Source organism: Haloarcula sp. H-hyl6, from assembly GCF_056934455.1.
On the sequence record NZ_JBRIIK010000001.1, the window covers coordinates 2,007,909 to 2,030,688 of the forward strand.

General features: G+C 61.8%; 19 protein-coding genes and 1 pseudogene. 11 read left to right on the forward strand and 9 right to left on the reverse strand.

Annotation, left to right across the window (positions count from 1 at the left end; all coding sequences use genetic code 11):
* Positions 1-360 precede the first annotated feature (360 nt).
* Positions 361-561 carry a hypothetical protein gene (locus tag Hhyl6_RS10450; protein ID WP_483739133.1) on the forward strand — a complete coding sequence of 67 codons (201 nt, stop codon included), beginning with the start codon at positions 361-363 and terminating at the stop codon, positions 559-561.
* A gap of 868 nt (positions 562-1,429) precedes the next feature.
* On the opposite strand, the gene Hhyl6_RS10455 is transcribed toward Hhyl6_RS10450, so the two are convergent.
* The 6 genes and pseudogenes from Hhyl6_RS10455 to Hhyl6_RS10480 all read right to left on the reverse strand — a co-directional run bounded on the left by Hhyl6_RS10455 (position 1,430) and on the right by Hhyl6_RS10480 (position 7,772).
* On the reverse strand, positions 1,430-1,777 hold the full coding sequence (locus Hhyl6_RS10455) for a hypothetical protein (RefSeq protein WP_483739134.1): 348 nt from the start codon (positions 1,775-1,777) through the stop codon (positions 1,430-1,432).
* A complete protein-coding gene (locus Hhyl6_RS10460) occupies positions 1,767-2,933 on the reverse strand; it encodes a signal peptidase I (RefSeq protein WP_483739135.1) in 1,167 nt (388 codons plus the stop codon). Before Hhyl6_RS10460 ends, Hhyl6_RS10455 begins: the two co-directional genes overlap by 11 nt.
* 84 nt (positions 2,934-3,017) lie before the next feature.
* The gene (locus Hhyl6_RS10465) at positions 3,018-3,680 is read right to left on the reverse strand and encodes a hypothetical protein (RefSeq protein WP_483739136.1); all 663 of its coding nucleotides are present in this window, start codon (positions 3,678-3,680) and stop codon (positions 3,018-3,020) included.
* 48 nt (positions 3,681-3,728) lie between these two features.
* Positions 3,729-4,442: a hypothetical protein gene (locus Hhyl6_RS10470; RefSeq protein ID WP_483739137.1), complete on the reverse strand. Its 714-nt coding sequence runs from the start codon at positions 4,440-4,442 to the stop codon at positions 3,729-3,731.
* Between the two features lie 1,500 nt (positions 4,443-5,942).
* Positions 5,943-6,125, reverse strand: a pseudogene (locus Hhyl6_RS10475) (SipW-dependent-type signal peptide-containing protein); the annotation flags it as partial.
* 105 nt (positions 6,126-6,230) lie between these two features.
* Positions 6,231-7,772, reverse strand: coding sequence for a SipW-dependent-type signal peptide-containing protein (locus Hhyl6_RS10480; RefSeq protein WP_483739138.1), 1,542 nt, complete (start codon positions 7,770-7,772; stop codon positions 6,231-6,233).
* A 559-nt stretch (positions 7,773-8,331) separates the two neighbouring features.
* Between Hhyl6_RS10480 and Hhyl6_RS10485 the strand changes: the two genes are divergently transcribed.
* Together Hhyl6_RS10485 and Hhyl6_RS10490 are read left to right on the forward strand one after the other, a co-directional pair.
* Positions 8,332-8,889 (forward strand): DUF7344 domain-containing protein, encoded by a 558-nt coding sequence (locus Hhyl6_RS10485; RefSeq protein ID WP_483739139.1) that lies wholly within the window; start codon positions 8,332-8,334, stop codon positions 8,887-8,889.
* Between the two features lie 2 nt (positions 8,890-8,891).
* Positions 8,892-9,722 carry a DUF8054 domain-containing protein gene (locus Hhyl6_RS10490; RefSeq protein WP_483739140.1) on the forward strand — a complete coding sequence of 277 codons (831 nt, stop codon included), beginning with the start codon at positions 8,892-8,894 and terminating at the stop codon, positions 9,720-9,722.
* 276 nt (positions 9,723-9,998) lie between these two features.
* Here the strand turns inward: Hhyl6_RS10490 and Hhyl6_RS10495 are convergent, their stop codons facing one another.
* From Hhyl6_RS10495 to Hhyl6_RS10505, 3 genes are all read right to left on the reverse strand, one after another.
* A complete protein-coding gene (locus Hhyl6_RS10495) occupies positions 9,999-10,250 on the reverse strand; it encodes a DUF7123 family protein (RefSeq protein WP_483739141.1) in 252 nt (83 codons plus the stop codon).
* A gap of 70 nt (positions 10,251-10,320) precedes the next feature.
* Positions 10,321-10,728: a DUF8028 family protein gene (locus Hhyl6_RS10500; protein WP_483739142.1), complete on the reverse strand. Its 408-nt coding sequence runs from the start codon at positions 10,726-10,728 to the stop codon at positions 10,321-10,323.
* 193 nt (positions 10,729-10,921) lie between these two features.
* Positions 10,922-12,319, reverse strand: coding sequence for a DUF7405 family protein (locus Hhyl6_RS10505; RefSeq protein ID WP_483739143.1), 1,398 nt, complete (start codon positions 12,317-12,319; stop codon positions 10,922-10,924).
* 591 nt (positions 12,320-12,910) lie between these two features.
* Here Hhyl6_RS10505 and Hhyl6_RS10510 point away from each other — a divergent pair.
* From Hhyl6_RS10510 to Hhyl6_RS10545, 8 genes are all read left to right on the forward strand, one after another.
* Positions 12,911-14,899 (forward strand): ABC transporter permease, encoded by a 1,989-nt coding sequence (locus tag Hhyl6_RS10510; RefSeq protein ID WP_483739144.1) that lies wholly within the window; start codon positions 12,911-12,913, stop codon positions 14,897-14,899.
* Positions 14,892-15,680, forward strand: coding sequence for an ABC transporter ATP-binding protein (locus Hhyl6_RS10515; protein ID WP_483739145.1), 789 nt, complete (start codon positions 14,892-14,894; stop codon positions 15,678-15,680). Before Hhyl6_RS10510 ends, Hhyl6_RS10515 begins: the two co-directional genes overlap by 8 nt.
* On the forward strand, positions 15,677-16,426 hold the full coding sequence (locus Hhyl6_RS10520; protein ID WP_483739146.1) for an ABC transporter ATP-binding protein: 750 nt from the start codon (positions 15,677-15,679) through the stop codon (positions 16,424-16,426). Before Hhyl6_RS10515 ends, Hhyl6_RS10520 begins: the two co-directional genes overlap by 4 nt.
* 82 nt (positions 16,427-16,508) lie before the next feature.
* Positions 16,509-16,745: a hypothetical protein gene (locus Hhyl6_RS10525; RefSeq protein ID WP_483739147.1), complete on the forward strand. Its 237-nt coding sequence runs from the start codon at positions 16,509-16,511 to the stop codon at positions 16,743-16,745.
* Complete coding sequence (locus Hhyl6_RS10530; RefSeq protein WP_483739148.1) at positions 16,742-17,095, forward strand: type II toxin-antitoxin system PemK/MazF family toxin; 354 nt, start codon at positions 16,742-16,744, stop codon at positions 17,093-17,095. The genes Hhyl6_RS10525 and Hhyl6_RS10530 overlap by 4 nt, the downstream gene beginning before the upstream one ends.
* Positions 17,096-17,211: 116 nt before the next feature.
* Positions 17,212-18,540, forward strand: a complete 1,329-nt coding sequence (locus Hhyl6_RS10535) for an ABC transporter substrate-binding protein (protein ID WP_483739149.1) — start codon at positions 17,212-17,214, stop codon at positions 18,538-18,540.
* A gap of 39 nt (positions 18,541-18,579) precedes the next feature.
* Positions 18,580-20,100 (forward strand): FGGY family carbohydrate kinase, encoded by a 1,521-nt coding sequence (locus Hhyl6_RS10540; RefSeq protein WP_483739150.1) that lies wholly within the window; start codon positions 18,580-18,582, stop codon positions 20,098-20,100.
* Positions 20,101-20,943: 843 nt separating this feature from the next.
* Entirely contained in the window at positions 20,944-22,218 is a 1,275-nt protein-coding gene (locus tag Hhyl6_RS10545; protein WP_483739090.1) for an IS4 family transposase, read from the forward strand.
* Positions 22,219-22,780 lie beyond the last annotated feature (562 nt).

A 22,780-nucleotide genomic window follows, 5' to 3' on the forward strand; every position in this document is an offset into this window, starting at 1 on the left:
GGCGTGCAACGAGATGCCACACCGCCGTTCTGCTTCGGAGACCGCTACCAGGCTGACGTCTCGTTTCGGCTCTTCGTCTGCCTCAGTCTCCGTATCCTGTCCACACTCGCCATCCGGCTTGTTCGCTACCTCACCCATGGGGACACAGTCTCGTCAGAGACGGCATTGTTAATCGGTGTATACCACATCAGTGAACAGTCGTTGGCGACTGTGCAGTGAGCGTCATGGCAGTCTCCAGCACTCACCGCAGACGCCGTCGTTCGGAAAGAACACATCGCTGATTGCCTCGACCGCCCCGTCGTCGTTCCCGACGGCTCGGAACTCGGTGCGAAGGGCGCCGCAATCGTCCTCGCAGTCGGGTTGGAGGAGCACGCCCCGCTTGACGACGCCGTCGACGAGATGGTTGGCGTCGAGCGACGATACACACCCCGTGAGGAACTTGCCCCGACCTACGCCGACCTGTACGACCTCTACGTCGACGTTCGGGAGGTAATGGAGCCAGTTTGGGCGCGACGGGCAGAGACGTATCGGGGTTTGCAGGACAGCGACGAGGGAACATAGGGGCAAGTACCGTGTTCGAACCGTCGTAATGCTACGATTGTCGCATGTTGAGTAACTGCTGTTCGACGCCGTCGGCGAAGATTCCTGAACGGACATATAGAATCCCAACCGATAGTCGGTCAATCACCCCAGCGTTGGCGCGCTCCGACAGACTGTCCTGACGGCGTCGACGGGAGCTAACTCGGTATGAAGTGTGTCTCGAACGGTCCGTCGTGTTCCCAACGTTGTCAAGAACGCCCGCTAGTGGTGAGGTGAAGATTGGGAACGAAGGGTTGGACGATGCGCTCTGTGCGCTGTAGGTCATGTCTCGTGAAGGCGACGGTGCGTGGGCCTGTCGACGGCGACGGTGTTGTGTCCGACTCGACTGGCACTCTTCTTCACCGATTTCCGAGAGGTTCCAAGATTAGGGCAAACCCGGAGACACTGCCAAGGTTGGAGTCCCCCTGAGAACGAATGGTCCGAATGCTGTCTACTTCTGGTGACGCGATACGGAGAGCGTCACATCGTCGACGCCGTCGAGAGCGCTTCAGCAGGCCGACGGCCGTCATTTGCGGGCGACGCCACACGTCCACCTCTTCGCGACGCGTTCCTGCTCCCAGCCACACTAGTCACGTTTTCGTGCCTCCACCAACTCCTAGGCGGGGCACTTTCCCAAGGTTGGGGTCGACGACGCCTCGGAACGCGCGACTCTAAGGACTGTTCAAGCGAGAAGACAGGCTATCGCGTCACAGACAGGGGTTGGACTAGGCGTGTTCGAAATACTGGGTCGAATGGATTGACCAGTGTCCCAAGTTGCTCGAAAACAGTCGTACTACGTACTTCTCGATACCCTAATGAGTCGCTGACGCAGCGACGCCGCCGTCTCAGACTATGTCGTAGTTTCGGTCTTGGTTGCAGTCTCGGTCGCCGTGTCTGTAGTAGTCTCGGTCGCCGTAGTCGCAGTCTGAGTTTGCGTTTCGGTCTCTGTTGCAGTCTCGGTCGTCGTAGTCGCAGTCTGAGTTTGCGTTTCGGTCTCCGTTGCAGTCTCGGTCGCGGACGTCGTCTCGGCCGTCCCATCTACGTTCCCGGCGTTGCCGACCGAGAACGAACTGACCACTGACTCGCTATCGCTCAGTACGCTCGCCGTGTAGAAGCCACCGGCCCCAGTCGTGAGGAGGATTGCCGCCACGACCACCAACACAGCGATTTTCTGTCCAGACGTCGGATCAGGTGTCATCGGATTCCTCCGGTATTCGGTACTCGATAGCTTCGGAGTCGTTCTGCATCGACGATCCGTTCTCCGGTTCGTCAGACTGTTCCTCCGCTACCATCGCTGCAGGATCGGCGTCGGACTCCTCACTAACGGATGTCGACAGCGTCTCCGCGCTCGGTTCGATCGCCGACTGACAGCGGTAGATGTGATCGTCGTTCGGGAGGTAGTACTCGTTCACGCGTGGGTCCCAGAGAACACAGCGATCCATATCCTTGGCACAGGCAGCGACCACCTCGACCGACTCGACGGGCACGAGACGGGCGTCGTCGACGGAGACGGGGGCAGTGACCGCCGGTAGCGTCCCCGTGCTGATGTCTGCGGGACTCTCAGACTCGTCCTCGCCGCCCGTATCTGCTCCGTCGGCCGATCCGCTACTGGAGACGATCATCCCGAGGCCGACCAACAGACTGACCCCGGACGCAGTCGTTATCGCGGCCGCGGCACCCGACCGCATGTCGTAGGTAATCCAGGCGCTAACCACTGTCAGGGCCGCCGTTGGAACGAGTGCGAGTTGGATCTCGCTCGCCGAGAGCGTTATGGTCTCATTGCTGTCGTCCGTGCCGTCGGTGGGAGCGGACTGACTGCCCTCGTCGTCGCCACCAGCGGCCATTTCGTCGCTGGACTCGTTCGCCGCCGTAAAGAAGGTCCACACTTCGTTCAGTAGCAAGAGCCCGAGGGGAACGACGACCAGCGCGGCGAACCCGTAGGTCGTATCGGCGAACGTGAGGACGTGCCCGATGTACGGAATCGTCAGGAACACGTCCCCGACGACCTGTTGCCGTGGCACCGGCGTGGGGTCACGCTCCTCGTTCGCGTCGCCTTTGGTGACGTACACCTGTTGCCCGTTCTGGGTCGTGACGTCGACGACCCGGTGAGTCGTCGGGAGTCTGTCGTCGCCACGGGTGTAGGTGACGACGTCGCCCTCCTGGATCGCCCCCGGCGTGTGGTCGATGATGACGACGTCACCGACGCCGATCGCCGGTTCCATGCTGCCACTGACGACGACGTGACTCGAGTAGCCGTCTGCGAGGTTCGCACCACCGACGGCCGCGAACGGCAGGACGACTGCCACTAACGCGAGCGTCCCGAGGACTTTGAGGGCGCGATTAACTCCGGACACGTGCCTCACCTCCGTCGCCCGGCCACTCCTCTTGCTCTGTTCGCTGGTTGGCTCTGCATCGTCGATAGGGATTCGTGCTGTCCATCATCCTGATTCGTTTCGGTTGTCGCACTGTCGGGCGTGAAAATCGAGAGCGAGGCTCAGGGAGGTACCAGCAAGACTGTCGGTGCGTCCTGTAAATTCCCATTCGAGGCCGAGGCCGAGTGGCTGACACCCGACACAGTCGCCCACCGCCATCTGAACTGGTTCCGTCAGGAACGGTGCGAGCGTCCCGGCGTACAGCGGCGAATCGCCGGGGGTGCTACTCACATCTGGCGTCTCCTCCCTCCACAGCGTCACCTCGATGGCCTCGGCCAGGTCGGCGTCGCCCTCTGTGCGAACGCGAACGGTCACGTCCGACGGAGTGTCACAGACGACGAAGGCGACGATAGCCCGCCCGGTCGCGTCGGGCCCGATGTCGTCGAACGAGAACTCAATCGTCTGTTCCCGCTCGAACGATTGCGGAAACTCGTCGACGGGCTGTGTCGGAGTGGTCGTCGTCGTTCCGTCGTAGGTGACGGCCGCTGCCATCCGGAGATCTAGTTGCGAGGCCCCAATCAGTCCGGAGTAGGTTTCAGCGTCGTTGAATGTTGCCCGAGTGCCGCCGTGTGTGGTGAGGAGGTGGACGAACGATCCGCCGGTGAATCCGATCAGCCCCGCGGCAGCAGCGTTCTTGAGTAGAGAGCGGCGGTCCCACTCCTCAGGCATGGCTGGTCCTCCCGTGTCGGACCTCCAGTAATACCGTCTGTAGGGAGGTCACGAGTCACGTCCTCCACTCGATTCGATCACGACGTCGAACGCCACAGTGGCCCGGTCCGATTGCACCGCGTTCGTCACGTCCTCGTCGAGGTGCCAGTCGAATCCGAGACAGAGCGAATCCGAAGGAGTGAGGCAGGACACTTCGACCGGCGACGACGAACCGGAGAGTGTGTCGGTGACAGACCTCAGCGAACCGCTCGCCAGCACTTTCTCGCCAGGGTCCCGACGCCCGTTACACGGGAACAGGACGTTCGACCGGAAGGGGCCGGTGTCGTACCAGACGGTGGCGTCGATAGCCTCGTCCATCGATGTCGAGGCCTCGGAATTCCACTCCGGTTCGGTTTCGCCTCGTTCGCTGACCTCGACACGCATCTCGAAGGAGAGACACGTCTCGGGGTGCCCTGTCGACGGTGGCACTGTCATATGCAACAGCACCCCGCCCGAATCGCCGGGGAGAAGGTTCGACGTCACGAACGCCGGCAGTTCTCCCTCGGGCGTCTCCGAGTCGACCGACGCCCGGTCGACGACCTGCCCGTTGTACTGCTCGCGCCACTCGATGGTGAGCACGGGCGTGTCGTCAGCGTCGCTGAGGACGGTCGCGTTCGTGTACTTCGTCTCGGCCGACCCGAACTGCGCTATCGCGACGGATGCCATTCCCGCCGTTCCGAGCCCACCGAGGACCTGCCGACGCGTGATTCGACGGTCTGTCATCGACTGCGAAGCGGCCTCCCGATGACTGTGTTCCGATAATTCGATTGGTCCGTGACGATCGCCGGCTGGTCTTCAACAGATGCGAGAGTCGAACAGTGAAGACCGCTCTCTTGTCTGGTCCTGTACTCGCGCGCGTGTTCGGCCGCGCTGGTGTCCGGTGGCTTGCTGAACGGCCGTTCGCTTTGCATATTCGATCACACCCATCGGCCCGGCAGCGTGGGATCCCCACTCGACTGTTAGACAGCTAACAGCCATCGGTCGATCACTTGAACGACCTGTTTGGCAGGTTACTACCACCTGTTTGACGGGTTGCTGCCGATTACCGTGTGAGGGGTCGGCCTATCCGGGCTTATCTAATGAGTCAATTGGTCGAATCGACGGCAATACATGCCGTTTCGGCTATTTTTCAGTCGGCGACTGATTCTCCGAAGCTGTGATTTAGAGACGTCCTGATTGCGGAGACAGGGTCGATGATTCAGGAAGAGACAGCCTACGACATGCTGAGCGAAATTTCGACTGTGACGTCGAGTCAGCGTATCGGTCGGCGAGAAGAGGTAGTCACATCCGCGGTCGAACTCACTCGGCCGGTACCCGAGAGCCGTCGTTGTGACGGCACTGCTCGGTGTAGAACCCGAGGTCGAACCCGACGGAGTCCGTCTGGAGTTCGTTGGCGTGATCGACCGGCAGCCACCACGCGAAACAGACGTACCGGGTCGTGGAGTTCGGGTAACAGTCACGCTCGGTCGTCCGCGTGTCGGCGTCTAACGGGATGCCGCCGTCGGCCGCGCTTTCGAGGACGTCGCGGAGGGTCCCGCGAGCGACGATGCGTTCGTCCCCGGTAAGGTCGATAGTGCTGTCACTGTCGACGTCGTGTGGGGAGTGGACGACTTCGGTCGGTTCGAGGACGTTGTCGCCGTCGTCGTGCCAGACCAGCGCGTGGATTGCATCGAGGAGTTCGCCCGGATTGTTTCCGTTCGCATCCGTCCCTGACTCGTCGTCATCGTTCTCCTCAGGTTCGGTCATGCCGTTGTCGGCGTTCTCGAGTATCTCCGCGTCGAGCCAGATGTACCCCGGATTGTTGAACAGATGGAGGCTGAAGGTGACCTCGCCGAAGTCGCCCGGCTTGACGTCTTCCAGATACACGAGTGGGTCCCCGCGGGAGGACTCGGTTCGTAGGTCCGAATCCAGTTCGTCCGGCACGTTCGCGAACTGAGCCCGGAACTCTTCCTCGATCTGTTCTTTCGTCTTGTACCCGTCGCTGAGCTGATCTCGGGTTTTGATAAGATCCTGTAATCCGTCGTCGTCCTCGTCGGGGAACGCCTCGACCGCCGTGGCGTCCATGAACGCCATGACGTCCGTCATCGGGACGGCGATCATCGCGTTCTGCGGGTCCGGGAGGCCGACGTAGTCGTCGGGGTAGTCGTCCGGCGAGAGTGTTCCCTCGTTCGAGGGCATGATTACGTCGCCGACGGCCGCTTCCTCGTCGGCCGACCAGTCTGCGTAGTGTTCCTCCCAGTCGACCAGCATGTCGAGTTCGCCGGCGACGAGTTGGCTGTCCGTGAACCGTTCCTCGTCGCTGAAGAACGCCGTCGTTCCCAGTCCGGCGCCGGCCGATGCGAGTCCGACACCGCCGAGACCTGCGAGCACTTTTCGCCGTGATAGTTCGAGTTTATTGTTGGGCATTGGGTCCCTCTCCAGGGAAGACCCACCGGGGGAATCGAACCTCCGTGCAACCAGCGTGGGTCGGTAGTCGGGGAACGGGATATGAATCCCGAAGCTATGCTGTCGTCAGCTGTTGTTCTCCGGAGGCATCCCGGAACCGTCGTTGTGGCGGCACTGCTCGGTGTAGAAGCCGATGTCCCACGCTGCCTTGTCCGTCTGAATCTCGTTGGCGTGGTCGACAGGGAGCCACCACGCGAACCCAATGTACGCCGTCGTGGAGTTCTCGAAGCAGTCACGGCCGTCGCCGTTGCCGTTCGGCGGTGGCACCTCGCCGTCGTAGCAGATGTCGATGTGGCTGACGCCGTAGTTCTTGTCGTTGTTCGGGTTGATCGGCGTCTCGAAGGTCACGTTGTCCAGCGTCACACCGTCGGCCGTACAGACCTCGGCGTTGGGACCGCCCTTGGTGATGACAGCACTGACTGGGAAGTCGGTGCTGAGAGTCACGGTGCCAGCATCGATGTCGAAGCTCTCGACCGTCACCGTCCCAGCCGGAGTTGCGTACTCTCCAGTTGTGAGCTGATTGTCCTCGATCTTGATCGCCTGCAGGAGGTCGTAGTCTCCACAGGTCGGGTTGCCATCGACGGTACTGCAACTGAATGCCGAGATGGAGTCAGCGTCACCGGAGCCGACCGTCGATCCATTGCCGACTGGCATGATCTCCATGAAGTCGTTATCGCCACCGAGCACCCCGTCGAGCGGGATACCGAGACCGTCGTTGGCGCCGAGCAACCGCATGACGGTGCGAAGTGAACCGACTGCGATGTGATTGTGGAACTCGAGGGGCGTCTCGTTGCCTTGCATTATGTTGTCGCCCTCGGTGTCGTCCGGACCAGAATAGCGGTCCCACGCCAGCGTGGAGCCGTGGTCGTACCAGAGCGCGACCATGAGTTCGTCGAGGAGTTCGACACCTTCTCCCTCGTCAGGATCGCTGTATTCGGGCTCCGTCTTTCCGTTCTCACTCGTGTGGTCCCAGTCGATGCCGCCGTTCACCCAGATGTACCCCGGATTGTCACACAGATGAAGACTGTACGTGACCTCGCCGAAGTCGCCCGGTTTCACATCGCCGATTTTCACGACCGGTTCGCCCAGTTCGGTCTTCTGTCCGGCGAACTTTTTCCCTGAATTCTCGTAATTCGTCCGTCGGGGGTCGTCCAGCACCGAGTGCCGCCCGTCGACGCTCCCGAGTTGCTCACACTCTATTCCGTCGACGTTCGCTTGTTGCGCGTCGTAGTATTGTTCGCTGCCGCGGAGGTAGTCTGGGAACACCTCGGTGGTCGTCTTCTGCATGAACGTGTCCAAGTGACCCGGTGCGACGTAGAGCATCGGGTTCGCTGCCGTCGGAACCGGAACGGCGTCGCTCGGGATGCCCTCGTCGCCGGGCATCCAGACGTTCTCGCCGAGCGTGCCTTCGTCGTCGCTCCAGTCGCTATAGTGCTCTTCCCAGTCGACTTTCAGGTCGAGCGAGCCAGCCGTCAGCTTGTTGCCGTCGAACGATTCTTCGTCACTGAAGAACGCAGTCGTGCCGAGTCCAGCCCCGGCGGAGGCGACACCGATTGTCCCCAGTCCGCCGAGCACTTTCCGCCTCGATAGTTCGAATTTGTCCGTCATTGTTCTCAGTGCCCAGCAGTGTGGTCGTCCCACACGCCGGACGCGGCTCAACATCTGGCCGATATGGGCTTAGATAATAGCTGGATTGGTGATACGATAGGGAATTGAACAACTCGTGTGAATCCTCAAACGTCTCGATTGAGGCCGTTGATTGTCCGATTACGCGACATTCACAGAGACGTATACAACTCATAACTACGATTACATTCAAACGGACGCTGGCGTCCGTCCGCTCTGGGAACAAGCGCCACTCGTCGGTGACCGGTATCGTCCGTTATACACCCACATCACGCTGTATCCGTCCCAAACGAGAGCGTTCTCTCGGCGTCGTCTTCGAACCAGTAGCGACTTCACTAGCTCCGTCCGCTGTGTCAGATACCGACTACCCATGCCTATTCATTCATTTCTAACGTGATTCGTGCAGGCTGAAACCGTATCACGGCGCCTAATCTGAGTAATAGTGCGAATAGTTACTAAACCAACACTCTTTGCGACGAGACACAGCGGCCAGAATTGTGGGGTGGTACTCCTCGCCCGTTGACAGCGCTGTTGAGAACCAATGCAACAGGAACAACACACATCGAAGAAAGAACGCCTCCTCAACGAACAGGACGTACATGAGATACTGCGAAACGACCGACGGAAAGCTACCATTCAGAAACTTCAACGGACGGTTGGGGACGTCTCTCTTCGCAGGTTGGCAGAGAGCATCGCCGAGTACGAGACGGGCGAATCACCGCCACCGCGAAACATTCGCGAAAGCGTCTACAACTCCTTACACCAGACACATCTACCAAAACTCGACAGACAGGGCATCGTCAACTACGACAAGAACCGGAAGACGGTGTCGCTCCGTCGAGACGCGCGTGAAGTCAACCCGTACATGGACGTGTTCCTCCTCGAATCGCCCCGCATCACGTGGGCGGCGTACTATCGGTCTGTGGCAGTCGCCGGGTTTCTGACGCTGCTGGCCGCCGAACTCGAGACGCCGGTCGTCAGCGCTATCGATTCCATCCTGTGGACCAGTCTGTTCTTGATCGTCATCGCACTGTCGACAGCGTATCAACTCCGTGGCTACAGATGGGTCGTGCTCGAACGGTTGCTGGGGGGTCGATGATCGTGTCACTCGCTTCGCCACTCGACGCCGTTCGGACGCTCGCTGGTCGCCTCCGGCAACCGGAGTACACCGGCGACAATCGATGTCTGCCCTGTACCGTCGTGAACATCGCCCTCACGGCGCTGTGTACTGCCGTCCTCGCGACGGTCGCTCTCTCGGTCGCTGCGCTGTTTCTCGTCACGTCGCTCCTCCTGATTTACTTCCGGGGCTATCTCGTGCCGGGGACGCCGACGCTGACCACCCGATTCCTCCCCGAGCGCGTGCTGGCGCTGTTCGACCACCACCCAGCATCGGCCGCCGGCGACGGTGAATCGGACCTCGACTTAGAACGGATTCTCCGACGCGCGGACGCAATATCCGAGGATGCCGACGGTGAGGACGTTGAGACGACGTCCGACTTCCACCGAGAGTGGTACCGACGGATGGCCGACCTTCGTGACCGAGACCCCGACTGGACGGCCCTCGCACCGGTTCTCGGCGTCGACGTCGACGACGTCGAGTTCGAAGCGCACGGTGACGCCTTGGTCCTGCGGCGGCACGGACGCCGCGGGGGACAGTGGGAATCTCGTGCGGCCTTCGTCGCGGACGTGGCAGGTGGTGAGCTCCTTGCCGAGCGGTCGCCCGACTGGAACCGGTTGTCTGTCGCCGAACGAGGCGCCGTCCTCGGGGGGCTACGGTTGTTCCTCGACCACTGTCCGACGTGTGGTGGCCCGGTTTCGTTGGGGACCGACACCGTGGAGTCGTGCTGTCGGTCTATCGACGTCGTCTCTATCTCGTGTCAGTCCTGCGAGGCTCGTCTGTTCGAGGAACCCGCAGAGGACGTCTTAGACTGATCTGAGACCGCCGCTTGCAGCACCTGGGGGTCTCCCAACTGTTCGTTACCGAACCGGAGGACTGGGTTTTCACCGAGAGGCGGGTGGCTTCGCAAGCGCCTGGAGAACGGGAATCACTCAATTTAGCATCTCGCCGTCCTCGATGACCCCGACGTGGTCGTACTCGTCCAGTCGTGGACGTCATCAGAACCGTCGACGTCGGCGAAGAGAAGACATTCTCGTGGAACAGGGGACCTCCACCTCAGCGAGCCCGTCAGCGCGAGCAGGGTGGGTAGTTCATAGCGTAACTTTCCACGTTGTCCCCGAAGAGTAGCCCCACTTTTCGATGTGTATATCGGTTGTTTTCTGGCAGAGGATATTTATGTTCGAGCCAACCTCTTTCGACGACAGACCGAGCTCGTCTGCGATGAGTCGAGATTTGAAGTACGTCTGTTCTGTGGCGTTCTTGTGGAGGTATGCAAGGATACGCGATTGCTTCTCCGAAAGGGTACTCGAAGTCGTCGCAGTCTCTGTGGCTGACGTCGACATACAGTCTCCACTTCCCTACTATCCATATTGTTATCAGTTATCTTCTCACAAGAGATTACACAGGATTTGATTATCGCTTCCGATACGATCGGCCACAAATCAAGGTGAGGCAGTGTAGTCCAAGCAGTCCGAGAAAGAGCAGCACCGCTTGAATACTGTTGAGGCCGGCGATTAGGAGTGGTATGTACAATAGTGGCAAGATAATCAACTCCAGAAGGAAATGCGTAACAGGGCCGTTTTCGCGGAGTAGAGAACATTGAAGAGACTTTGTAGCGAGAGGAGGTCCAGAACACCATCTTCTTGCAAATCTAGCGGCCCCAACACGATACAGTAAAATCTCGCAGCGCCCGGTTAGTAATCCATTGGCTACAGGATCACGAGACCGCAGTATCCCAGTTCTACAGGTGGAGCAGGCCGAGTGCCCCGGGGTCGTTCGAGAGAGTGACGCACTCCCGTGATGCCGAGACGCCGTCGGCATCTCGAACCACGTGATCCGAGGCGATTTCCTATGGACAGAGTGATGTGTCGAGCAATCGGGCGACGAATCCCCTCACCCAACTGGCCAGTACGTAGCAGTCGGCGGCGCGTCGGCGAGACACGTCGACGGTGAGCGCTGAATCGGTGCGAGGACGGCCGACACCGCCATCGGATAAGAGCGGGCGACAGGCTGGTTACGGGCGCGACGGTGGGAGGGCACGCAACGAGCGGGGTGGGACGAGGAAGTGCCCCCGCGACAGGACGTCGATTCGAGCACTGATGCCGCTCCGGGGGTGATGGCCGTCGGTACCATCGCTGTCGTCGTGTCCACGAAGCACGCCGTCGAGCCCGGGGTCGTACATCGCGTCGGCCACATCGAACCAATCGGAGATGCCCTCGACCAGTCCGACGAAGCTCAGCCCGCCCTTGCCGCCAGCGACAGTGATGTCGCCATCGCGGCGGAGCAACTTGACCCCGAAGTCGTCGTCACGGGCGCGGGAGACTTTCTGTGAGTGGCCGACGACGCCCTTCTCGCGGGCGTCGGCCTCGGTCTGATCGGTCAGTTCGTCGGACCATCCCTCACCGTCTTCCCGGCCGCTACCTTCGCCGAGTCCCTCGCCGAAATCACCGACGTCCTCGGGCGTGTAGTCGGGAGCGAACATCTCCTGCACCCGTTCCGCTTCGGTCCGTTCCTCGTACCACTCCCGCAGTTTCAACTGGAGTTTCGAGACCATCGCCACCGTCCCGTCCGTCCATGGGCCCTCGGAGATGGTGACGCGCCGCTCTGGCGGGATGCTGTCGGCGTAGACGGAATCGTAGCCCATCGAAAGCGGCGACGTCTCGTCGATGTGTTCGGCGACGTCGTCGGAGAGCCGCTCTTTCGGCAGTCCCGGGCCGGCGAAAACCGACCGTCGCTCCGCGACCACACAGAACTCAGCGAGCGAGTCCTCCACCGACACACCGTTCACTACGTCGGTGGTCCCTTCGAGCGCCGCTTCGGCTGCCAGGACTACCGACGCCCGATCGCTCGCGAGTTGGAGGAAGATGTCTTGCCGGTCCATCGCGGGGTCGTTGTAGGGCGAGACCGCCCGCGGCTCAGTGATGTCGACGTCCTTGGGCTGGCCGGTCGAGTAGCGTTTGAAATAAGCTGGTGAATACCCAACGTTGAACAACAGCCCCTCGGACTGGTCGTAGGCGAACGCTTCTTCGAGCTGGCGGAACGACGCCTCCATCCGGGCCCTGTCGGCGTCGATATCGTCGCCGACGTAATCGAGCAACAGGACGAGCTGGTGTGTCGGTGGCGCGGGGTTCCCGTGTTCGTCTGCGTATCCCGCGTCCGACCACCGGTGCTGCTGTGGCGGTCGGTTCGCCGGCTCACCGTCCGGAGACCTTATGGACGGATCGCTCCCATCGGCTTCGACGCTCATAGCGGCCGTCAGCGCGCTCGTGCCACCGATAGCGACGGCGCTTTTCAGGAACGCGCGGCGGTCGATACTCCGACCCGACGACCACTGGTGTGTCCGCTCTCCCTCCGTCCGGTCCTCTGGAACCTCCGAGTCCCCCTCATCTGTGTGGAATGGGCATCCTCCCATGACACTCCCTCACGATTGAGACACTTACCTATAGGCAGTTTACCATATCGTAACCAGTCAGTAACCGGAGTGAAAGATCCTAATTCGGCGCTGGTGAATCACTGGATGGCGTCGGCTTCGGTCGTCAGAACTGGGGAGATGAAGCGGGAGACTGCCGATGTCAGTGTCGAAGATTTTCTTTGCTCGGTATATCTTGTTGCGCTTCTTGCCCATGATACTGAATTCGGTGAGACTGCTGACCAGTTCGGGCACGACATTCTGACGTTGGGGATTGCGGACGACCACGTACGCCTGTTCGTCCTTCGAGCGAGTCGTCGAAGCGCTCGAAGCCAGTGGCCGACCGGTGACGTTCGGCGCGCTCTACAATCGTGTTCTGGAAACTATCGTTCGGGAAGAGTACACCGCCTCTACCATGCACGGAGCGACGTCGGCGTGGGTGCGTTCCGATCAGCGGTAGCCCCGTTGACACGGGCATTTCTCGACGACCGACCTGCTGACCCAACTAGAGCGTCCTCCGTGCATCACGGCGGCCCGAATCCCGATACATTTATTCAGAGATGGGCGTAGCCACTTAGATAGCTCTAACTCAGTATGGTCTCGACGCTCCAGTTCCTCGAAATTCTCCTCAACGGGCTGACCATCGGGGTCGTCTACGTGCTCGTCGCCGCGGGGCTGTCTATCGTCTTCGGCGTGATGGACGTGTTGAACCTCTCGCACGGCGAGTTGCTCGCGCTCGGAGCCTACTTCGCGTTCTCGATGGTGGTCGGCTTCGGCGAGGGCGGGTTCTGGGTAGCGCTGATTCTCGTCCCGTTGTTCGTTGGCGTACTCGGGGCAGTCCTCGAACGGGGACTCATCAACCGGGTGTACGGTCGCGGTCAGCTGGCACAGATACTGCTCACCTTCGGCCTGTTGCTCATCGTCTACGACGTGAAGCAGCTGGTCTGGGGGACCGAAGCGAAACTCATCTCTCCGCCAGCCGTGCTGAATCAGGCCGTCACCGTCTTCGGCTTCTCGTACTCGCGGTACAACTACTTCATGATACTCGCCGGAGCGGCGCTCACGCTCGTGACGTGGGCGCTGCTCCAGCACACCCGGTTCGGGTTGGTGATTCGGGCCGGGTCCGAAGACCGGGAGATGGTCCGGAACCTCGGGGTGGACATCGACCGCTACTACACACTCGTCTTCGGGTTCGGCGCGGCACTCGCTGCCTTCGGCGGCGTCGTCCTCGGTGGCTACCAGAACGTGAACGTCGAGATGGGCAACGCCGTCATCATCCCGGCGTTCGTCATCGTCGTCCTCGGCGGCCTCGGGAGCTTTCGCGGCGCGGTCGTCGGCGGCCTGATCGTCGGTATCGTCCAGAGCGTCGTCAGCACGTTCGTTCCCCAGTTACAGGGGATGCTCATCTTCGCGCTCATGATCGGGGTATTGCTCGTTCGCCCACAGGGGCTGTTCGGCGGCGACAGCGACCACGTCGACGCCGGCGACTCGGAACCGAGCGAGTTCGTCAGCGGCCTCGGCGGCGGCGTCCTCGGCGACAGACTGCACACGAGACTCGGAGTCGCCGTCATCGCCCTCCTCGCGCTTGTGCCGGTGTTCGAGGGGGTCCTCTACTCGGGGTTCGTCGTCTCGCTGGTGAGCACCGCCCTCGTCTGGGCGCTGTTCGCGCTGAGTCTCGACGTCGTCCTCGGCTACTCGGGCCTCATCTCGCTCGGTCACGCCCTGTTCTACGGGCTGGGGGCGTACACTGTCGTCCTCGTCTTGCTCCACGTCACACCGTCGGCGTTCGTCGCACTCGCGCTCGCGGTGGCAGTCACGGCGCTCGCCGCCGCCGTCGTCGGCCGCCTCTCGATACGCGTCTCCGGCGTCTACTTCGTGATGATGACGCTCGCGTTCGCCGAAATCGTCCGGGAAGCCGCCGTCAAGTTCGACTTCACCGGCGGGAGCAACGGGCTGTTCGGCGTCCCGGAACCGTTCTACGGCGTCGGGCCGGTCGGCTTCCGGTTCAGCGAGGTCATCGTCGGTATCGAGCCGTTCGCGTTCACCGGCGACTCGCTGTTCTACTACTTCCTGCTCACGACCGTCGTCTGTTCGTACCTGTTCGTCCGCCGGCTGATGCGCTCGCCGTTCGGGACGGTCCTGCAGGCGGTCCGGGAGAGCGAACTCCGGGCGCGCTTCGTCGGGTACGACGTGCAGGCGTTCAAGCGGCGCGCGTTCACCGTCAGCGGGGCGTTGGCCGGGCTCTCGGGGGCGCTGTTCGCCCTCAACAGCGGCTTCGCCAGCCCGTCGCTCCTGCACTGGATCAACAGCGGCGACGTCGTCGTCATGACCGTCCTCGGCGGCTCTGGAACGCTCTACGGCCCGATGCTCGGTGCGGCGGTGTTCACCATCTTCGAGGAGCGACTCTCCTCGATTATCCCGTGGTGGCGCTTGTTGCTGGGGACGCTGTTCGTCCTCGTCGTCCTCTTCTTGCCGAAGGGGTTGGTCTCGTTACCGACCCGCCTCGAGGGGCTGTTCCGCGGCCGACCCGACGACGAACCGCTCGGCGAGGGGCCCGGTCAGGAGGTCGAAACCGATGACTGAGACTCCACACCGTGAGAGCGACGACGTCGCGCTTCGGACCGAGGGGCTCACGAAGCAGTTCGGCGGGTTTCGCGCGGTCGACGACGTCGACTTGGCGATAGAACACGGTGAGTTCCGGAGCATCATCGGTCCGAACGGGGCCGGGAAGACGACGCTGTTCAACCTCGTCAGCGGTGCGATGACCGCGACCGACGGCACGATTTCGCTGTTCGGACGGGACATCACCGACCAGTCCCCGGCCGAACGCGTCGAGAGCGGACTGGCGCGCTCGTTCCAGTTGACGACGGTCTTCAGCGGCCTCTCGGTCCGCGAAAACGTCCGATTGGCGGCACAGGCGGCGGAGTTCGACGACTACTCGACGATGCAGCAGTTGTTCGCCGAGACGGACTCGTTGGCGAGTGTCGACCAGCGGACGGCGTCGGTCATCGACCGCGTCGGGCTCTCGGAGCTCGCTGACGCGCAGGCGAGTACGCTCGCCTACGGCGACCGACGGCGACTCGAAATCGGCCTCGTGCTGGCGACGGACCCTCAGGTAGTGTTGCTCGACGAACCGACCGCGGGGATGAGCGGCAAGGAGACGGCGGCCACCATCGAACTCGTCGAGGACGTCCTCGCGGAGAGGACGCTCGTGCTCGTCGAACACGACGTCGACCTCGTGATGCGCATCTCCGACCGCATCACCGTCCTCAACAGGGGTCAGCCACTCGCCACCGGGACCCCGGCGGAGATAGCCGCCGACGACGACGTTCAGCAGGCCTACCTCGGGGGGTACGACGCGTGACGGCCGACCGGGACGACCCACACCGCCTCGACGACCCGCTGTTACGCGTCGACGGCGTGACCGCTGGCTACGACACGACGACGGTACTGCAAGACGTCGGCTTCGACGTGGGCCGGGGCGAAGTCGTCGGCCTCGTCGGTCGCAACGGCGTCGGCAAGACGACCACGCTCCGGGCGATTATGGGCAATCTCACGCCCCGGTCCGGGTCGATAACCTACGACGGTGTCGACGTCACCGACCTCGGACCGGAGGCCACCGTCGCCGAGGGCGTCGCACTCGTCCCCGAGGAGCGGCGAGTATTCGACTCGCTCACCGTCCGAGAGAACCTCGAACTCGCGGAACTCGGCGGGTCGGACGGCGAGTACGGCCGGAGCATCGACGAGGTGATGGCGACGTTCGAGAACCTCGCCGAGCGCGAACACACATCCGGAAGCGCTCTCAGCGGCGGCGAGCAGCAGATGCTCGCCATCGCCCGCGCGCTGGTCAGCAACGCCGACTGCCTCCTGCTGGACGAACCGACCGAGGGACTCGCCCCGCTCATCGTCGAGCGCGTCATCGACGCCGTCGAGGAGTTGCGAGGCGACGGGCTGACAGTCCTGCTGGTCGAGCAGAACGTCCACGTCGCGCTCGACGTCTGTGACTACGTCTACGTCGTCGAGAACGGCCGCATCGTCCACGGGAGCACGAGCGAGGAATTGCGGGCCGACGAGACGGTTCTCGACCGCCATCTGGGCGTGAGTCGGTAAGCAAGTCTGGTGAATCCCGATAAACCGAAGCGGTGGGTAATAGTGGGCAACAGCTATCACCCAGTGGGCCATAGTGGGTAATATGCAGATAGACGCGGATGAATTCCAGACGAACGAAACCGATGAGAGAGGCCGAATCTATCTCGGCACAGAGTACGCGAACAAACGCGTGACCGTCGCAATCGTCGACGTCGAGAACGACCAAACTGGCGAGGAGGAACTAGCCGCTGCGTATCGTGCGGCTTCCGAGAGTGCCGAGACGCTGGTCGAAGAGTGGGACGACGTCTCCGACGATGCGTGGGACGGGCTTGATGAATGAGTGAAGGCCCGAGAATCCGCCGAGGAGACGTCGTCATCGTCCGTCTCGACCCTGCAGAAGGACACGAGATGAAAAAGACCCGTCCAGCGGTCGTTGTACAGAACGACATCGGGAACAAGAACTCGGGGACGACGATAGTCGCACCCGCAACAGGAACTCACCGTGGGTACCCGTTCGAAGTATTGGTAGAAGCCACTGATTCACCGTTCAAGAAAGACTCGTCTGTCAGACTCGATCAAATACGTGTCGTCTCTATCGACAAGCGCATCGAGTCAGTTGTGGGTAGCTTAGGGACAGGGGTGATGAGCGACATCAATGAAGCTCTCAAATTGAGTCTCGGGCTTGATTGAGTGTCGCTCAAACGTGAGCGATGGGCCATTCTCCTGTTACGTAGGTATTGCTGTTATCCTGACACGCTGTGTGTCACACCAACATGCTTTAGTTCTAAACCTCGATACGAGGTGTCATGCCTACTGATGAAGACGTGACGGCCGTGGACGAAGCCACGGCGAGCGGGATGAGCAGACGACGAGCCCTGCAGTACATGGGTGGGGGCGCGCTCGCCGTCTCGACCGGACTCGCCGGCTGTGTCCAGGAGACCGGCGACGGCGGGAGCGGCGGCGAGAGTGACGGTGGCGACGGCGGCGATACCGATACGGACAGCAATGACCCGGCCGACATCGGGACCGTAAATATGGGCGTCCTCGTGCCGACGAGCGGTCCCTCGGCTCCGCTGGGCGGCGCACAGCGACAGGGCGCAGAACTCGGCGTCCAGTACGTCAACGAGAGCGACGCCTTCGACTTCGAAATCGAGGCCGTCTACGAGGACACGCAGACCGACCCCGCGACCGGCCGGGAGAAGGCCCGGAAGGTCGTCGAAGAGGACGGCGCGCAGTTCGTCGTCGGCGCGCTGGAGAGTTCCGTCTCGCTGGCCGTCGCCGACTACGTCGGCCAGCAGGAGGCGCTGTACATGTCCGGGGCCGCGACGGTCGCACTCACGGGTGAGGACTGCAACGCCAACACCTTCCGCTACGAGTCGAACGCGGCCCAACACATGGCCGGCCTCACCGAGTTCGCCGCCGAGGAACTTGGGACGAAGTGGTGGTTCCACAGCACCGACGAGGCCTACGGCCAGTCCGCTCGCGCCCAACTCGACCGCCGCATCGAGGAACAGGGGCTCGACGTGGAACTCGTCGGCGAGACGATGCCCGACCAGGGGACGAGCGACTTCGCACCGCAGATCAGCCAGATTTCGAACTCCGACGCCGAAGTGCTCGTCATCCCCGAGACCGGCGGTGCGCTCATCAACTTCATGAATCAGGCGGCCAGCGCCGGCCTGAAAGACGAGGTGGAGATTATCGGTACGGCCCTGTTCGCACAGGTCAGCCGACAGGCGCTCGGCCAGACCGCCGTGGGCACGTACTCCTCGACGCTGTACAACCACCAACTGGAGAGCGGCGACAACCAACAGTTCGTCGAGGCCTACCAGAACGAGTACGACAGCCCACCGGGCAACTTCGCCCGCGTCGGCTACGAACTCGTCCGGACCGCCGCACGGGGCATCCAGGACGCCGGGACCACCGACAACGCCACCGTCAGGGACACGCTGGAAGGCCTCCAGATGACGACGGTCCTCGGCGAGACGTCCTACCGTGCCTGCGACCACCAGTCGGTCAACCCGGTCTGGACCGGGGAAATCGTTCAGGCTGGCGAGGGGACCGAGGTAGAACTCCTGAACAAGGTCGCCGGCGAGGACACCGTCCGCCCCTGCGAAGAGACCGGGTGTACGTTCTAACGGGAGCCGACGAGAGAGACAGATGCGAGACATCCATCCATGACCGACCGAGACGTCCTCGTCGCCGTCGACGCCGGGACGACCAACGTGAAGACGGTCGCGTTCGGCCTCGACGGCAGCGAACTGGCGACGGCCACGCGCGAGACGGAGACCTACAACCCGGACCCGGGTCACGCCGAACAGTCGATGCCGCAGGTCTACGAGCGAACCGTCGAGACGATTCGCGACGTGGTCGCGTCCCTCCCCGACGATGCCGAACCACGCGGGGTCAGCATCACCGGGCAGGGCGACGGGCTCTGGGCCATCACGGACGACGGTGACCCCGTCCGGAACGCCATCCTCTGGTCGGATAGCCGGGCGGCCGGACTCCTCAACGAGTGGGACGCGGACGGCACGCTCGACGCCATCATCGACCAGTGCGGATCGGCACCCTATCCGGGCATGAGCCTGCCGCTGTTGGCGTGGCTCGCTCGTGAAGAGCCAGACGCCCTCGACCGCACCGAGACGATACTCTCGTGTAAGGACTGGCTCAAGTACCGGCTGACAGGCGACCGGTCGACCGACCACAGCGAGGCGACGGTCCCCTATCTCGACGCGTCGACCGGCGAGTACGACCGCTCGGTGTTCGACCGCGTCGGTCTGGCGGACGCGAAGGGCGTACTCCCACGACTGGCCGCCCCCACAGAAGTAGCTGGGCGAGTCACCGAGGCCGCGGCCGCCGAAACCGGGCTTCCGGAGGGATTACCGGTTGTCACGGGCCTGTTCGACGTCCCAGCCTCGGGTATCGGCAGCGGCACCGCGACCACCGGCGGAACCGCCGTCACGCTCGGGACCTCGCTCACCCACCAGGTATTCGTCGATGGGGCTCAACCGACCCGTTCTGGCATCCAGATGGACCTCGGTATCGACGGGTTGTGGACCTACGCCATCGGCTCGAACGCTGGCACGCCGAGTCTCGACTGGGCTGCCGAGACACTGGCCGATGTCGCGGACGTCGACGCTCTGGAAGCCCGTGCCGCCGACGCCCCTGCCGGGAGCGACGGCGTCCTCTATCACCCCTATCTGAGTACGACCGGGGAGCGCGGTCCCTTCGTCGACCCGAATGCCCGTGGACAGTTCGTCGGGCTGACCCCCGACCACGACGACCATCACCTCGCTCGGGCGGTGTACGAGGGCCTCTCGCTCGCTATCCGAGACTGCATCGCCCACCTCCCCGCTGACGTGACCCAGGTCGCGTTGAGCGGGGGCGGCACGCGTTCGGACCTGTGGCCCCAACTAATCGCCGACTGCCTCGACCGCCCCGTCGTCGTTCCCGACGGCACGGAACTCGGTGCGAAAGGCGCCGCAATCGTCCTCGCAGTCGGGTTGGAGGCGTACGCCTCGCTCGACGACGCCGTCGACGAGATGGTTGGCGTCGAGCGACGATACACGCCCCGTGAGGAACTTGCCCCGACCTACGCCGACCTGTACGACCTCTACGTCGACGTTCGGGAGTCGATGGAGCCAGTTTGGGAGCGACGGGCAGAGACGTATCGGGGCCTGCAGGACGGCGGCGAGTGAACGCACGAGGCGAGTACGGTGTTCGAACCGTCGTAGTGCTACAGTTGTAGCGTTCTGAGCCACTTCTGTCTGGAACCGTCAGCGACGACTCTCGGAGGAAGGTGTAAGTAACTAACCAACAGCTTCGGTTATTCGCCTAAACGTTGGTTAGCAAAGGCGGTTTGTACCGAGGAAATCCACCAGGGTTCACTCGGTTTGCGGTGTGTTTCGAACAGAGTCATCGTACACCCAACGTTGTCGAGAACGCCCGCTAGTAGTATGAGAAAGACTGGAAACGAAGGGTTGGACGAGGCACTCTGTGCGAAAGGGATTGTGACTCGCGAGGGCGACGGCGAGTGGGCCTGTCGACGGCGACGGCGCTGTGTCCGACGCACCAATCAGTCTTCCTCACCGATTCCCGAGAGGTTCCAAGGTTAGGGCAAACCCGGAGACGCTGCCAAAGTTGGAGTTTCCCTGAGAACGAATGGTCCGAATGCTGTCTACTTCTGGGGACACGATGGGAAGAGCGCCAAACCGTCGACGCCGTCGAGAGTGCTTCAGCACGCCGACGGCCGTCATTTGCGGGCGACGCCACACGTCCACCTATTCGCGACGCGTTCTGGCTTCCAGCCACACTAGTCACGTTTTCGTGCCTCCACCAACTCCTAGGCGGAGCATTTTCCCAAGGTTGGAGTCAACGACGCCTCGAAACCCGCGGCTCTGGGGACAGTTCGAGTGAGAAGACAGACCATCCGTCTTTAGCTAATCCGAGAACCACGTGACAGCAGCGGCTTATCGAGACTTCTTTTCGAGAGGAGTGAGGAGGCGACGGCTGTGCACACCAAAGCCTCCTCATCGAGAATCATGCGTCGGCTCACTACACTGTTTCCCTCCGAGTTCCTCGAAGAGCACGCCGAGGAACTCGGCGTGGTCGAGCGAGAGGGCAAGCTTCAGGTTCCTGTCCTCGTGTGGACGCTCGTGTTCGGCTTCGCCGCAGGCGAGAGCCGAACACTCGCTGGCTTCAGACGCAGCTACAACTCGACAGCCGACGAGACGATCTCTCCCGGTGGCTTCTATCACCGGTTGACGCCGACGCTCGCGGAGTACCTCCGCGACCTCGTCGAGCACGGTCTCGACGAGGTCGCTGTACCCGACGCTGTTGACGCTGATATCGACCGATTTAGGGACGTGATGATCGCTGATGGAACCGTGTTGCGGTTGCACGAGTTCCTCTCTGATGAGTTCCAGGCACGTCACGAGGAGCAGGCTGGAGCGAAGCTCCACCTGCTCCACAATGCTACCGACAAGACGATTGAACGACTCGACGTGACTGACGAGAAAACACACGACAGCACGCTGTTCAAGACGGGTTCGTGGCTGCACGGACGGCTAGTTTTGCTCGATCTGGCGTACTTCAAGTACCGCCGGTTCGCGTTGATCGATGAGAACGACGGCCACTTCGTGAGTCGGCTGAAGAAGAGCGCGAATCCAGTGGTAACGGAGGAGTTACGGGAATGGCGCGGGCGCGCCATTCCCTTGGAGGGCAAGCAGATTCAGGATGTAATCGATGATATCTCGCGGAAGTACATCGACGTGGAGGTCGAAGCGGAGTTCAAACGAGGTCAGTACGAAGGGACGCGTTCGCTGGACACGAAGCGGTTCCGCGTCGTCGGCGTCCGTGACGAGGACGCCGACAACTACCATCTGTACATCACGAACTTGCCACGAGACGAGTTCTTCCCGGCGGATCTAGCAACGCTGTATCGGTGTCGATGGGAGGTAGAAACATTGTTTCGTGAACTGAAGACGCAGTACGAGTTGGACGAGTTCGACACAAGCGACCCGGATGTGGTGAAAATTCTGCTGTATGCGGCGTTGCTGTCACTGCTGGTGAGTCGTGAGCTGTTGGATCTAGTCACCGAGCAGGCCGACGATGAGATCGTGTTTCCGCCGGAACGCTGGGCGGCGACCTTCCGGTCGCACGCCCAGCTCATCCTCCACGAACTCGGTGAGTTCCTCGGTTACTCGCCACCGCCGTTGCTGGAGCGATTGATCGAGGACGCTCAGAAGATTCACCAGCAACGACCGATCCTTCAAGAGACGCTCGCTACCGCTACACAACCGAGGTGTGTGTCTTAGCTAAAGACGAATGGAAGACAGACTATCGCGTCACAGACAGGGGTTGGACTATGCGGGTTCGGAATACTGGGTCAAATACGTCGTCAAATGTCCCCGGACTGCTCGGAAAGATTCGTACTAGATATCGTCTCGATATCTTGCAGTCACCCCCACAAACAATCCTGCGGCCAACTATATCGGGTAAGTGAGACCAGATCCACCCCTTTCTGCGCCTCAACCGCGTATTATGTGTACGATCATATGATCGTGTGCATAATCCAAAGCTCCCCATCGGGACTACAATCAACCACCATGTCGACGTCTGCAATAGCCATCGATGGTCGTGATCCACCACGACGACCAGATTCTGTACGCCGGCGGTTGGCTGATCGACGATGGCACACTCTACGAGGACACTACGACGCACCTCGTTGGCGATGGGCTGAACGCCGTCGCGGGAGTCAAACGTTCAGGTATCGAAAAAGGTGATGTCGATCGATCCAATTGCGGTCATACTCTGTGCGGTCACCTAAGTGTCTGCTACCTCCAATATGGATGGAGTAACGAAGTGTGGTTTTGGCGT